This window comes from Streptococcus mitis, from assembly GCF_002005545.1.
Taxonomy (GTDB): domain Bacteria; phylum Bacillota; class Bacilli; order Lactobacillales; family Streptococcaceae; genus Streptococcus; species Streptococcus mitis_I.
Genome location: NZ_LBMT01000001.1, coordinates 1,048,856 through 1,062,782, shown reverse-complemented (window position 1 = coordinate 1,062,782; position 13,927 = coordinate 1,048,856). Strand labels below are relative to the sequence as shown.

The 13,927-nt window shown below is 43.0% G+C and carries 16 protein-coding genes; 2 read left to right on the top strand and 14 right to left on the bottom strand.

The features are described from left to right. Nucleotides 1-36: 36 nt before the first annotated feature. The 8 genes from QS39_RS05600 to QS39_RS05565 all read right to left on the bottom strand — a co-directional run bounded on the left by QS39_RS05600 (nt 37) and on the right by QS39_RS05565 (nt 5,614). The gene (locus tag QS39_RS05600) at nt 37-498 is read right to left on the bottom strand and encodes an ECF transporter S component (protein WP_077804872.1); all 462 of its coding nucleotides are present in this window, start codon (nt 496-498) and stop codon (nt 37-39) included. After that, complete coding sequence (locus QS39_RS05595; RefSeq protein WP_077804871.1) at nt 476-1,249, bottom strand: bifunctional hydroxymethylpyrimidine kinase/phosphomethylpyrimidine kinase; 774 nt, start codon at nt 1,247-1,249, stop codon at nt 476-478. Before QS39_RS05595 ends, QS39_RS05600 begins: the two co-directional genes overlap by 23 nt. Continuing rightward, nucleotides 1,239-1,988: a tRNA pseudouridine(38-40) synthase TruA gene (gene truA, locus QS39_RS05590; RefSeq protein ID WP_077804870.1), complete on the bottom strand. Its 750-nt coding sequence runs from the start codon at nt 1,986-1,988 to the stop codon at nt 1,239-1,241. The genes QS39_RS05595 and truA overlap by 11 nt, the downstream gene beginning before the upstream one ends. Nucleotides 1,989-2,085: 97 nt before the next feature. After that, on the bottom strand, nt 2,086-3,237 hold the full coding sequence (locus QS39_RS05585) for an MFS transporter (protein ID WP_077804869.1): 1,152 nt from the start codon (nt 3,235-3,237) through the stop codon (nt 2,086-2,088). 126 nt (nt 3,238-3,363) lie between these two features. Then, the gene (locus tag QS39_RS05580) at nt 3,364-3,993 is read right to left on the bottom strand and encodes a Pr6Pr family membrane protein (RefSeq protein WP_077804868.1); all 630 of its coding nucleotides are present in this window, start codon (nt 3,991-3,993) and stop codon (nt 3,364-3,366) included. A gap of 2 nt (nt 3,994-3,995) precedes the next feature. Next, a complete protein-coding gene (locus QS39_RS05575) occupies nt 3,996-4,334 on the bottom strand; it encodes a zinc ribbon domain-containing protein YjdM (protein WP_077804867.1) in 339 nt (112 codons plus the stop codon). A gap of 129 nt (nt 4,335-4,463) precedes the next feature. Beyond that, the gene (gene cmk, locus QS39_RS05570) at nt 4,464-5,135 is read right to left on the bottom strand and encodes a (d)CMP kinase (protein ID WP_077804866.1); all 672 of its coding nucleotides are present in this window, start codon (nt 5,133-5,135) and stop codon (nt 4,464-4,466) included. 8 nt (nt 5,136-5,143) lie between these two features. Beyond that, entirely contained in the window at nt 5,144-5,614 is a 471-nt protein-coding gene (locus QS39_RS05565; RefSeq protein ID WP_077804865.1) for an SAG1386/EF1546 family surface-associated protein, read from the bottom strand. A 45-nt stretch (nt 5,615-5,659) separates the two neighbouring features. On the opposite strand from QS39_RS05565, the gene QS39_RS05560 reads away from it, so the two are divergent. Then, a complete protein-coding gene (locus QS39_RS05560) occupies nt 5,660-5,866 on the top strand; it encodes a ferredoxin (protein WP_023945469.1) in 207 nt (68 codons plus the stop codon). A gap of 50 nt (nt 5,867-5,916) precedes the next feature. Here QS39_RS05560 and QS39_RS05555 read toward each other — a convergent pair whose 3' ends face one another. From QS39_RS05555 to QS39_RS05530, 6 genes are all read right to left on the bottom strand, one after another. Continuing rightward, a complete protein-coding gene (locus tag QS39_RS05555) occupies nt 5,917-6,882 on the bottom strand; it encodes a glycosyltransferase family 2 protein (RefSeq protein WP_077805535.1) in 966 nt (321 codons plus the stop codon). A gap of 1 nt (nt 6,883) precedes the next feature. Beyond that, entirely contained in the window at nt 6,884-7,903 is a 1,020-nt protein-coding gene (gene galE, locus QS39_RS05550; RefSeq protein ID WP_077804863.1) for a UDP-glucose 4-epimerase GalE, read from the bottom strand. A gap of 99 nt (nt 7,904-8,002) precedes the next feature. Next, a complete protein-coding gene (locus tag QS39_RS05545; protein WP_077804862.1) occupies nt 8,003-9,106 on the bottom strand; it encodes an NAD(P)/FAD-dependent oxidoreductase in 1,104 nt (367 codons plus the stop codon). A 16-nt stretch (nt 9,107-9,122) separates the two neighbouring features. Continuing rightward, the gene (locus tag QS39_RS05540; protein ID WP_077804861.1) at nt 9,123-9,920 is read right to left on the bottom strand and encodes a Nif3-like dinuclear metal center hexameric protein; all 798 of its coding nucleotides are present in this window, start codon (nt 9,918-9,920) and stop codon (nt 9,123-9,125) included. After that, nucleotides 9,907-10,584, bottom strand: a complete 678-nt coding sequence (locus QS39_RS05535; RefSeq protein WP_077804860.1) for a tRNA (adenine(22)-N(1))-methyltransferase — start codon at nt 10,582-10,584, stop codon at nt 9,907-9,909. The genes QS39_RS05540 and QS39_RS05535 overlap by 14 nt, the downstream gene beginning before the upstream one ends. 101 nt (nt 10,585-10,685) lie before the next feature. Further along, the gene (locus QS39_RS05530; RefSeq protein WP_077805534.1) at nt 10,686-13,022 is read right to left on the bottom strand and encodes a cation-translocating P-type ATPase; all 2,337 of its coding nucleotides are present in this window, start codon (nt 13,020-13,022) and stop codon (nt 10,686-10,688) included. A 132-nt stretch (nt 13,023-13,154) separates the two neighbouring features. On the opposite strand from QS39_RS05530, the gene QS39_RS05525 reads away from it, so the two are divergent. Next, nucleotides 13,155-13,904: a lysophospholipid acyltransferase family protein gene (locus tag QS39_RS05525; RefSeq protein ID WP_077804859.1), complete on the top strand. Its 750-nt coding sequence runs from the start codon at nt 13,155-13,157 to the stop codon at nt 13,902-13,904. The last annotated feature ends 23 nt before the right edge of the window (nt 13,905-13,927 follow it).

Sequence of the window (13,927 nt, the reverse complement as noted above, 5' to 3'; positions counted from 1 at the left end):
TTTATACAAAAAAAGTTAGCTCGAACAGCTAACTTTTTACTTTATCTTCTTGATACTTTGACTAAGGATAAATCCTACAATCATCCCTACCATATTTTGCATGAAGTTTGGTAGGATTTCTGGTAGAGCTGCTGCCCAACCATTCATCAATGTAGAACCCAAGGCGTAACCCCCTACCATGGCAATCGTTGCTAAGATAAGGCCTAGCCACTGACCTTTTCCTTTAAATCCTGCGAAAAATCCCTGCAAGCCATGGTTGACCAAGCTAAAGAACATCCACTGAGGATAGCCTGATAAGAGGTCAATCAAGAAACCTGCTAATCCTCCGACTACAGCCCCTTCGCGACTACCAAAGTAAAAGGCAGCAAAGAAGACACCCGCATCTAAAAGAGTTAGAATGCCTGTCGGTGTTGGAATTTTTAAGAAATAGCCTAGAACCACAGAAAGGGCGGTTAATAGGGATACAAGGGCGATTTTAGTTGTTTTGGTTTGCTTCATATTGTCTTACTCCATACTGATCTGCTTGTGCAATGGCACGGTAAACGAAAGCCTTAGAGCTTTCTACTGCTGGTAAAAGTTCATCACCTTTGACTAGGTGACTGGCAATGCTAGAGGCAAAGGTACAACCTGCACCAGCATTTTGCCCTTGAATGACAGGATTTTCTAAGAATGTAAAGTTTTGTCCATCATAAAAGACATCCACAGCCTTGTCCTGACTAAGGCGATTGCCTCCCTTGATAATGACTGCTGGCGCTCCTAAGTCATGCAATTTCTGTGCTGCAGTTTTCATATCTTCAAGGGTTTTAATCTCTTGATCTGCTAGTAATTCTGCCTCTGGAAGGTTAGGCGTAATCACACTGACATGAGGGAAAAAGCGAATCAGTTCTTGGCAGAGTTCACTAACTGCTACGTCGTGTGTTTCCTTGCAGACCAAGACAGGATCCAGAACCACAGGCACTCCTGGGCGTTGTTTGATAAAGTCCAATGCTTTCTCAGCTACACTGACAGTTGGTAGAAGACCAATCTTGATTCCCCCAAACTCCACATCACACAAGCTATCTAATTCATGTTGAAAAATGGTATCGTCAGTTGGAAAGACTTCAAACCCTTTTTCTGTCAAGGCTGTCAAACAAGTCACTGCTACAAAGCCATGCAAGCCGTTCAAGGTATAGGTAGCCAAATCCGCGGACAAACCACCACCACTAAAAATATCATTCCCAGAAAGTGCTAAAATACGATTATTCTTCATAACGAATCTCCTTTAAATACAAACCATTTGGTGCTGCAGTGGGACCTGCAAGCTGCCTGTCCTTTTTCTCCAAGATGAGGTCAATCTGCTCTACTGGCATGCGGTTGTTGCCGATTTTGAGCAGTGTCCCCACCATATTGCGAATCTGCTTATACAAGAAACCATTTCCTGAAAAGGTAAAGATCAAAAACTGGCCTGTCTCATCAACCCTAAGACTAGCTTCTGTGATGGTGCGAACCTTATCCTCTACACTAGTCCCAGAGGCTGTAAAACCGGTAAAATCATGGGTTCCTTCTAATTTCTTAACAGCCTCCTGCATCCGATCCACATCAAGCGGATAGGGAAAGTGAGTAGCATAGTGACGGCGCATCGGATTTTTAGGACGGCCCCTATCCACAATAAACTCATAGGTCTTGCTATGCTTGGCATAACGGCAATGAAAATCATCTGCCACAAGCTCAATTGAAATCACATCAATATCTTCAGGAGACTGGGTGTCCAAAGCAAAACGAAGCTTCTCCTCATCCATCTGATAAGGTAGATCAAAATGAAGCACCTGTCCCAGGGCATGAACCCCACTATCTGTCCTACCAGCACCGTGAACAGTAATGGCTCCCCCTTTATTTAACCTGGTCAAGGTTTTTTCAATTTCCTCCTGAACACTACGAGCATGAGGCTGGCGCTGAAAACCAGCAAAGGCGTAACCATCATAGGAAATAGTTGCTTTATATCTTGTCATAACTTCTATTTTATCAAGAAAACAATCTGTAAACAAGGGTCTAAAATAAATATTGTCTGGGTACAAAAATACCGAAAGAAAAACTTAGGAATCAATCCTAAGCTCTCTTTTGAAGTAGGTACATGACAAAGATAGAGGTTACAATCAACCATGAGCCTAAAATGGCAAAGACCAACATGCCATTGTGAGTTAGTAACCCAATTGCACCTAGAACAAATGGGGTCGTAAAGGCTCCGAAACTACAGCCTAATACAGCAAATGAAGTTGCTTGATTGAGAAGTTTAGCTGGAATTCGTTCAGAGACCAGTTGAAAGACCGTCGTCAAGGCTACACTGTAGGCAAAACCAGCCAGAATACTCCCTGCCACTACCACCCACAAGGATGGAGACAGGGCAATCACGATTTGCCCTAAGCCGAAGGTAATACCAGACCAGAGGAGCAGTTTCTCTTTAAAGATAGAAATCAAGAAAGAAAAACTCACACCAGCCACAATCCCAATCAACTGCATGACACTAAGGACAAAACTAGATAACTGGGCATCTCCAAGTCCTCTTTCCACCATCAAACTTGGAATACGAATAGTAATAGCCGTATTGGTACAAACTACAACCGCCGCTTCAATAGCTAGGATAAAAATTAAGCCTTTCATTTCCCGAGTTAAGCGACTTGCTTCCTTCTCTTTTTTCTTGACTTCTTTCTTTTCCTTTCCATAAGGAACAAAGAGCAAATAAAGGATCAGCACCAAAAATCCAGCACTATAGGCTAGGAAAGTAGCTGTCCAACCAAAGGCCAACAACTGGCCGACTGCCAAGGTAATGAGAGAAGCCCCAACAACCTCTGCAGAACCGCGTAGCCCTAGCATCTGAATTCGTGTTTTTCCTTGATAACGTTCACTGATAATGGAAATGGCCTTGGCATTAATCATCCCAACACCCAAACCAAAAAGAATCCGTGTTCCAAAGATAAAAGGATAGGCTTGATACCAGAAGGGAGCCGTCCCGCTCAGTGATAAAATCAGCAATCCCAAACTGATCTGTAAGCGCTCAGGAAATATTTTTTCTAAGAAACCATTTAGTAATAACATAATCATGATTCCAAAGGAAGGTAAGCTCGCCAAGAGCTCAATTTGTTCCTTAGGATAGCCTTGATAATAGTCAAACATAGCTGGCAGGGCACTCGAGATGGAAAAGGATGTAATCAAAACGAGGGAGAGAGCCAAAATACTGGCCCGTTCTAAAAATTGTTTCATGAAATCTCTTTCTATATTTTCTCTTAATCTTCTGTCTCTTTTGATAGTTATCAAACAAGCAAGAAAAGAAGAAGCCTCTTTAGTGTATAGACTCCTTCTTAAACTCGAAAATGAATCCCTTGTGTCTTAGGATGATTTTCTCTTGATTTGCTTAATAAAGTAGAAGATAAATCCTGCCACCATATAGGCAACAAAGATAATCAGACACCACTTGAACACGACATCCCAACCCTTGTTCACATTCAAAAAGAAGTAAGGGAAGGGACTGACCTTAGAATTAGGAACATCAAGTTTCAGTACCAAGCCATTGAAAAGAGCAAAAATCATATACAGCAAGGGCAAAATCGTCCACACAACTGGATCCCAAATCTTGTATTGACCCTGTTTGTCAAAAAAGAGGGTATCCGCTAAAAACCAGAGGGGAACGATATAGTGGCAAAGGAAATTTTCTAGTGTATAGAAATTAGTCGCAATGGGCGCTAAGAGGAAATGGTAAATCACACAGGTAATCATGATACTCATGGTGACCCCACCTTTTAGACGCAAGAGGCTGGGCCTTTGCCAGTTTTCACCTAAACGGCTCATAATCTTTAGAAGATAGAGCGTAAAAATCGCGACTAAGAGGTTGGACAGAACCGTATAATAGAGCAGCATTCCAAATCCACCATGCTTGGCGATTTCAAGATAAACTCCCGTAAAAGCCGCTAGAAACAAGAAGATACGGCTATAAAATACAAGTTTATAGTGCTTTGACATACTTAAATCTTCTTCACAAACTCTGATTTGAGTTTCATGGCACCAAAGCCATCAATCTTACAGTCGATATTGTGGTCGCCTTCTACGATGCGGATATTTTTCACGCGCGTCCCTTGTTTCAAATCTTTTGGCGCACCTTTTACTTTCAAGTCCTTGATGAGGGTTACAGTATCACCGTCAGCCAATTTATTTCCGTTGGCATCGATAGCAACAAGGCCCTCTTCTACATCTGCAACTTCAGCAGGATTCCACTCATAAGCACACTCTGGGCAAACCAGTAGGGTACCGTCTTCGTAGACATACTCTGAGTTACATTTTGGGCAATTTGGTAGGTTGTTCATGGTTTCTCCTTATCATCATTCACTATTCTTTGAAAATCAAAATTTCTCGAACAGCAACTATTATACCTTAAAATCAGCATTTTGACAAATTTAGAAAAAACCGATATCAATCTATCGGCTTCTCTACATTTACATTCTTTTTTCAGCTTCTGCTTTGATTTTTTCAACTACTTCTTGAATGTTCAAACCAGTTGTATCAAGGTAGACAGCATCCTCTGCTTGTTTGAGAGGCGAAGTCTCACGATGACTATCCTTGTAATCACGCGCAGCAATTTCCTCTTTTAGAGTTTCAAGGTCTGTTTCAATTCCCTTGGAAATATTTTCCTTGTAACGGCGCTCTGCTCTCTCATCAACAGAAGCTACTAGGAAAATTTTCAATTCTGCTTGGGGCAATACAACAGTCCCAATATCGCGACCGTCCATGACAATACCGCCTTGTTGGGCAATTTCTTGTTGGAGGGAAACTAGTTTCTCACGCACTTGAGGAATTGCCGCAACAGCAGAAACATGATTGGTCACTTCATTTTCACGAATAGGATGGGTAATATCCACATCTCCTACAAAGACAAGCTGCTCTCCAATTTCTGAGCGTCCAAAACTGATTGGATGCTGGTCCAACAAGGCTAAAAGCTCCTCAATCTCTTCCACTCCTAATTGGTTCTTAAGAGCCATATAAGTCGCTGCACGATACATAGCACCTGTATCTAGGTAGGTGTATCCAAAATCCTTGGCAATAATTTTTGCGACCGTACTCTTACCACTTGAAGCAGGACCGTCAATAGCAATTTGAATGGTTTTCATATCAACTCCTATTTGATTTTAACAACATCACCTGGATTAGCAAACCAAGACCCTGTAGCCATGTGCCCAGGATTTAAGGCTTCTAACTGTGCAATGGAGATTCCAGCACGAGCTGCAATAGCTGCTTCTCCTTCTCCAGCTAAGACTTTTGTCGTCCCTTCTGGATCAGTAGCTTCCTCCGAGTGTTCCGAAGAAGATTCTGAACTCTGTTCAGGCTGGGAACTACTAGAAGATGAAATCTGTACTACATTTGCGTCTGAATCGTGAAAATCTTTCAAGGCTGCCGTGCGATTACTCCCACCTGATGAAAGATAGATCAGAACAATAATCATTACGACTACAATCACAAAGAAAATACTAGCTAAAATAGTCAAGATACGATTCGCTATAACTCCACCACCCTGTGATCGCGAACGACGGCCTGATCTTGTTTCTTCTTGATTTTCATAAATATCTTCTTGCCACGGTTCTTTTGCCATACCTTACTCCTTGTTTTTTTTTACTTTTCTTATTACAATATAAATATGAAAATCACACTTATACCTGAACGTTGCATTGCCTGTGGGCTTTGCCAAACCTATTCTGAATTATTTGATTACCACGATAATGGAATCGTGCGTTTTTACGATGATCCTGATCAACTGGAAAAAGAAATTTCTCCTAGTCAGGACGTCTTAGAGGCTGTTAAAAATTGCCCAACTCGCGCCCTTATTGGAAACCAGGAAGCCTAAATCAATGGCGATAATCCACTCCCTCTAGTTTAGCACATTTCCACGTAAAATTATAGTCTTTTCACTTTATTTTTTTCTGTAAAATCAGGAAGGTCGCTTTTTTCTTTGATAAGATAAAGTGGTCTTTTTTTAGTCTCTAGATAAATCTTACTGATGTACTTGCCAAGAATCCCAATGGTCAAGAGTTGGATTCCTCCAAGAAAGAGAATGACAGCCATCAGAGAGGTCCAACCTGATGTCGGATTGCCCAAAATGAGAGTCCGAACCACAACAAAAAATGTCATTATCAGAGAAATGAAACAAGATAGGAGACCAGCCGCAAAGGCGATAATCAAGGGAAAATCTGAAAAATTAACAATCCCTTCAATGGAGTAGAAAAAGAGTTGCCTAAAACTCCAACTGGTCTTACCAGCCTGCCTTTCGACATTTGGATAGTCCAGATAGTGGGTTTTAAAGCCGACCCAGGCAAAGAGCCCCTTTGAAAAACGATTGGACTCGGTCAAGCTTAAAATAGCATCGACTACAGACCTTCTCATCATACGAAAATCACGAACACCTGAGGGCAGGGCTACTGGACTGATTTTTTGCATAAGGCGGTAAAAGAGATTAGCACAGAAACTACGAAAGAAGGGTTCTCCCTCCCGACTGGTTCTCCGTGTTCCTACACAGTCTAAATCTGCATTCTGGTCTAGTAAGTTTTTCATCTCAAGCAACATACTAGGAGGATCTTGGAGGTCTGCATCCATCACCACCACTAGGTCTCCAGTCGCATGCTGCAAGCCTGCATATAGAGCAGCTTCTTTGCCAAAATTTCGTGAGAAAGAAATATAATGCACTGACGGATTTTGCTTCCGATAGGCCTTTAAGAGTTCCAAGGTCCCATCGCTCGATCCATCATCGACAAAGACATACTCGATTTCTGTTTCCAAATCTGGAAGTAAAGCTTCCAGAGCCTGATAAAAAAGAGGAAGTACTTCCTCTTCGTTTAAACAGGGGACAATGATTGACATCACCATCTTAGTCTTCAAATCCATTTGGATGCTTGCTTTGCCAACGCCATGCGTCTTCACACATTTGGGTGATGCCAAGTTCTGCTTTCCAGCCGAGTTCTGCTTTGGCTTTTGCAGGATCTGAATAGCAGGCTGCAATATCCCCTGGGCGACGGTCTACGATGCGGTAAGGAATTGGACGTCCCACTGCTTTTTCCATATTTTGGATAATTTCAAGAACTGAGTAGCCTTTACCTGTTCCAAGATTATAAACGTTTAGACCTGAACCTTTTTGGATTTTTTTCAGAGCTGCAACGTGACCTTTAGCCAAGTCGACAACGTGGATATAGTCACGAACACCAGTTCCGTCTTCCGTATCGTAATCGTCTCCAAATACTTGCACTTGCTCTAATTTCCCAACGGCTACTTGAGTCACATATGGCAAGAGATTGTTTGGAATACCGTTTGGATTTTCTCCCAAATCACCACTCTCATGGGCTCCGATTGGGTTAAAGTAACGAAGCAAGACCACATTCCATTCTGAGTCTGCCTTATAGATATCGGTCAAAATTTCCTCTAACATGAGCTTAGTGCGGCCATATGGATTAGTCACTGAAAGTGGGAAATCTTCCAAGATGGGCACTGTATGCGGATCTCCGTAAACTGTCGCAGAAGAACTGAAAATGATGTTTTTACAGTTGTTTTCTTCCATGACCTTCAAAAGACTAACAGTTCCAGCGATATTATTGTCATAGTAGGCAAGAGGAATACGGGTAGATTCACCAACAGCCTTCAAGCCAGCAAAGTGAATGACACCTGTTGGTTCTTCTTGTTTGAAAATGTCTCTGAGGGTATCTGTATCACGGATGTCAGCCTCATAAAAAGGAATTTCAACTCCTGTAATTCTCTCAACAACTTCTAAACTTTTACGGTTACTATTAACAAGGTTATCCACCACAACAACCTGATGACCTGCTTGGATTAACTCAATAACAGTGTGGGTTCCAATAAAACCTGCCCCACCCGTTACCAAAATCTTTTCTTGCATCTTCTTTCCTCGATTCTCGGATTTTTTCTTATTTTACCATTTTTGATAGGGAATGTCATTTACCATCCTAGAGGGGAAGCTAAAATTTCAGTAAAATACTTATTCGCTTTTTACTCGTTTGACATAGTTTTCAATTGGGTAGTTTGCTGGGTCCAAGGTCAATTCCTTTCCTTGAACCAGTTGAGCTAGATGGTAGCCAATGATAGGACCAGTTGTGAGGCCTGATGAACCTAGTCCACTGGCTGCATAGACACCTGCCAATTCTGGCACTTGTCCAAAGAAAGGAGAGAAATCACTAGTATAGGCACGGATTCCCACACGCTCAGCTCTTGAAGTCGCTCTAGCTAAAACTGGATAGTGAGGCAAGGCTGCCTCCTCCATTTGTTTGAGCAAGTTTTCATCTACCGTCAAATCAAATCCCATGTCATTTTCATGAGTAGCACCTAAGGACAATTTCCCACCTGCAAAAGGAATCAAATCCCACTCCCCTTCGGGCATAACCACAGGGTAATCTTCCATGTCTTGGGCCAGCTGATAATCTCGGAGTTGTCCTTTTTGAGGACGGACATCCACAGCATAACCCAAGGGTTCTAACAAGTCCCCCAACCAAGCTCCCGTCGCCAAAATAACCTGATCAAACACCTCTTCGCCAATCTGGTAGCCTGATGCTAACGGTGTCAGAGTCACTTTTTCTTTGACCAGCTTGACCTGACTGGCTTCTAGCAAACGAGTCACTAATAGTTGACCATCTACTCTCGCTCCACCAGAAGCATAGAGCAAGCGATCAAATCCCTGCAAGCCAGAGAATAATTCATTAGCTGATGCTGGGTCTAGAATGGCTAATTTCCCTATCAAGGGAGATTCTTCTCTACGCTGGAGGGCTAGTTGATAGAGTTCTTCCAACTTAGTTTCATCCTTTTTCAGGAGAAAGACTCCCGAACGCTGGTAAAAGTCGATTTCTTGTCCTGACTTCTCTAAATCAGCTAATAAATCCACATAAAAGTCAGCCCCCAAGCGCGCCATTTTGTACCAGGCCTTATTGCGGCGTTTGGAAAACCAAGGGCTGATAATTCCTGCTGCGGCCTTGGTAGCCTGACCTTGTCCATGGTCAAAGACGGTTACTTCTAGGTCACTTTCTTTCGAGAGGTAGTAGGCAGCTGTTGCTCCTACAATCCCTGCTCCGATAATGGCAACTTTTTTCATTGTTTTCACTTTCTAACTAGATATGGTGGAAAGGATTGGTCGATGCTTGACTAGGTACAATATCAATTGTCCAGCCTTTTTCCTCTTTCCATTGATTAAGAAGCTCTGCAATTTTTTCCACAAAAAGCACTTCAATATAGTGACCTGGGTCCAATGCTAGCAAGCCATCAGACAACATATCCTGGGCAGTGTGGTAGTAGATGTCACCAGTGATATAGACATCCGCTCCTTTAGCTAAAGCATCCTTATAGAAAGACTGCCCGCTACCACCACAGATGGCCACTCTTGAAATAGGCTTCTGCAAGTCATTCTCTTGATAATGCACCAATCGAAGACTATCTAGGCCGAATACTTGCTTGACATTCTGGGCCAATTCTCCAAATGTCTGAGGCTGAACATTTCCAATACGTCCAATTCCACGTTCAGGACCTGTCTCCTGTAGATAAGTCGTCTCCTCGATGCCTAGCATCTGACAGAACCAGTCATTGAGGCCATTTTCAACGATGTCAATATTGGTATGGCTGACATAAACTGCGATATCATGCTTTATCAGATCAATGTAAATCTGATTTTGTGGACGGCTAGCTACCAAATCCTTGATGGGACGGAAAATCGGCGCGTGCTTGACAATGATCAAATCCACACCCTTTTCAATAGCCTCAGCTACCGTCTCTTCACGTATATCAAGGGCAACCATAACCCTTTGGATCTCCTTGTCTAGAGTACCGATTTGGAGGCCACGACTATCACCTTCCATGGAAAACTCCTGAGGGCAAAAGGCTTCATATGCGTTAATTACTTCACTTGCTAACATGGAGCACCTCCTTGATGGCTTGAATTTTATCTACTAGAACTTGACGTTCCTCCAGATTTTTTTCTGGGATTTGTCCGAGGGCGAACTCTAGCTTAACAGCTTCTTTTTGCCATTTTTGGACAAATACTGGACTAACCTCTTTGGACAAGAAAGGTCCAAAACGAACATCACTGGCAGATAGCTTCATTTGTCCTGCTTCCACTACCAAAATCTCATAAAACTTGCCAGCTTCTTCTAGAATGCTTTCTGCCACAATCTGAAAACCATTGTCTTGCAACCAAATGCGCAAGTCGTCTTCACGATTATTGGGCTGGAGGATCAATCGTTCTACATGAGCTAACTTGTCTAAGCCTTCTTCTAAAATTCTAGCAATCAAACGACCACCCATACCAGCAATGGTAATGACCGACACTTGGTCTGCCTCCTCAAAGGCTGCCAAGCCATTGGCTAAACGAACCTGGATTTTCTCCTTTAGGCCGTGAGCCTCAACATTTTTAACCGCGGACTGGTAGGGGCCTTCCACCACCTCACCTGCAATGGCACTTTTGATTTGGCCTCTTTCGACCAACTCGATAGGCAGATAAGCATGGTCACTTCCCACATCTAGCAAAATGGCTCCCTGTGGCACAAAGGAAGCCACCAATTCTAATCTCTTTGAAATCATCTTCTCTCTCTTTCCAAAACTCTATTACCTCTTATTATACCACATTTCAGCTACCAATCTTGCACCTAAAAAAACCGCAATCCACAGATTGCAGTCTTTCTTTATTTTCTAGCTTGATAGCGACTAGTCAGGATGAAAATCACGGTAAAAACCAACATCATGACACCATAAACAGGTAATGTTTGTCCTGTTAAGGTTGAAATTTCAAGCAGTTTTTGAATTCTTGGGAAGAGAGCTGTGGCTAGGAAGCCTCCTACTGACCAAACAATCAAGAGGACACGCCATAGGGTAAATGGCATGCAGGCTCTAAATACGGATAAGAAACCAATTGACCCCAATAGATAATAGAGTAGAGTTGAGATTTCTAACTCAGACCAACCTTGACTACTTCCAAATATTTTCACAAACAGGACGCTGAAGACGACCATGAGAGCGCTTGGTAGAGCACGAAGCATGGATCTTCTGAGGAAGTTTGGCTCGACAGGTTTGATATTTCGCTCAAAAGTCAGAACGAATGGTGGGAAACCTTCCACGAACTGGTCAATCATGGTAATCTGGATTGGAATGAAGGGGAAAATCAAGATCCACTCAGACCGACCTAGTAAAGCACTGGCAATACAGATGATTGCGAGCAAGAATGAATAGATGGTCTTTATCAAGAAAATCGGTGCAATGTGGGCAATGTTATTGACCACACGACGACCTTCAAAGAGAATCTCAGGAACATCATTAAAGTCAGAGTTCAAGAGAACCAGATTAGCAATCTGACGAGTCGCAGGATCTCCCTCAGCCATCACAATAGAACAATCCGCCTCACGAAGGGCCAGAATATCATTGACTCCGTCTCCCGTCATAGCTGTTGTATGACCCGCTTTTTTCAGCGTTTGAATGATGAGTTTCTTTTGATGAGGGGAAACACGTCCGAAAATAGCTGTCTCTTCAGCCATAGCAATCAATTCCTCATCCTCGATTTTCGAGCAATCTACATAGCTGTGGTAGTCCGCAAAACCAGCCTTCTGGGCAATGCTGGATACCGTAACTGGATTGTCACCAGAGATAATCTTGAGGCCCACTTCCTGAGAACGGAGATAGTCCAGCGTCTCTGCCGCTCCCTCTCGAATAGGGTCCAAGATTTCCAGCAAGGCTAGAGCCTGAATATCAGATGGTTTCTGTGGTTTGTGATGGTCTAATTTCTCCTGACTGAGAGCTAAGACCAAGACACGTGAACCTCTCTCCAACGCCTCTCTGGCTTCTGGGACCTCAGAATCCAGCAACATCTCAGGCGCCCCTAAGAAAACTGTTCCCAAACCTTCTAACTCCATGGCTCCCCACTTGCGGTCGCTTGAGAAGGGAAGATTCAAAATCATAGGATAGGCTACCTGACCCTGGAAACGCTGGCGAATGGCTTGAGCTGTTGGATTTTTATCCTCACTGTGAGCAATGTAGCTGGCCAAAATGCTGGCAATAGTCTCTTCACCATAAGTTGCCGTCAGCGGAAGGACAGCCTCCACCTGCATCTTTCCTTGGGTGATGGTGCCCGTCTTGTCCAGACAGAGCATATCCACGCGTGCCAAGGTCTCAACAGAATACATCTCCTGCACCAAGACCTTTTTCAAGCCCAGCTTAATCACCGCAGTCAAGAGCGACGTAATGGTCAAAAGGGCGATTCCCTTGGGCAACATCCCCAAAAGAGCTGTCGATGAATTTACAACGGATGACTTGAGAGGAAGACCTTTTAAAATCAAGGCTTCCAGCAAGAGAGCCAGACCAAAAGGAATGATAATCTTTCCAGTAAAACCTGCTAACTTGTCCAGCGATTTCATGATACGAGAGTTGATTGGTTTAACGGTTTTGGCTTCCAGCATGAGTTTGGCAGCATAGTTGTCTGCACCGACATGGTGAACTTGAGCTAAAACTGACCCACTAGCTAGGAAACTTCCTGACAAAAGCAAGGTATCCACTTCCTTTTGCACCAAATCACTTTCCCCCGTCAACATGGCTTCATTGACTTCCGCAAAGCCTTCCAAAACCAAGGCATCACTAGGAATCTGCTCTCCTGCAGACAGACGAATGACATCTCCTAACACCAATTCTTCAGGATTCAGAGCCACTTCTTGACCATCACGAATGGTTTTGACCTTTTCCTTGGTCATGAGATTGAGCTTGTCCACCATGTGTTTAGCCCGCAGCTCGGTCACAATCCCAGAAAAAGCGTTAAAGCAGATAACAGCAAAGAAGACCAGATTGCTCCAAGCCTGCACAAAGGCAAGGGCCAAAGCAATGGCAAAGTTCAAAGCGTTAAAAAGGGTAAAGATATTTCGTTTGATGATTTGCCAAGTACTGGTACTGGCTGATGCGGTAAAATCATTTACCAAGCCCTTAGCCTGTCTTTCCTTGACTTCTCTTTGGGTTAATCCCATAATCTTATTTTTATCCATAAGTTCTATCATATCATTTTTTCTAAAAGAATTCTAATCTCATCCCAAATCTGCACCTAGTCAAGGGAAAAGTTTGCCAGCCCTCCTTTGATAAGGTATAATAATAACAAGAAAATAATCGAAGGAGATCGCATGTTTTATACTTATTTACGTGGATTGGTTGTATTGCTCCTATGGTCCATCAATGGCAATGCCCACTATCATAATACTGATAAAATTCCTAATCAAGATGAAAATTATATTCTGGTTGCGCCTCACCGTACCTGGTGGGATCCTGTTTACATGGCCTTTGTGACCAAGCCAAAACAGTTTATCTTTATGGCCAAAAAAGAGCTCTTTACCAACCGTATCTTTGGCTGGTGGATTCGTATGTGTGGGGCTTTTCCTATTGACCGTGAAAATCCTAGCGCCTCAGCCATCAAATACCCTATCAATGTTCTCAAAAAAAGCGACCGCTCTCTCATCATGTTTCCAAGTGGGAGCCGTCACTCAAACGATGTCAAGGGGGGCGTAGCTCTGATTGCCAAAATGGCCAAGGTTCGTATTATGCCGGTTACCTACACAGGTCCCATGACCTTGAAAGGCTTGGTTAGCCGTGAGCGTGTTGATATGAACTTTGGAAATCCAATTGATATCTCAGATATCAAGAAAATGAATGATGAAGGCATTGAAACAGTCGCCAATCGCATTCAAGCAGAATTCCAACGTCTGGATGAAGAAACGAAACAATGGCACAATGATAAAAAACCAAACCCACTCTGGTGGTTTATCCGCATCCCTGCCCTCATCCTTGCCATTATCCTAGCTATCCTAACCATCATCTTTAGCTTTATCGCAAGCTTCGTATGGAATCCAGATAAAAAGAGAGAAAAACTTGGTTAAATAAATACAACAATCCCTTGGCA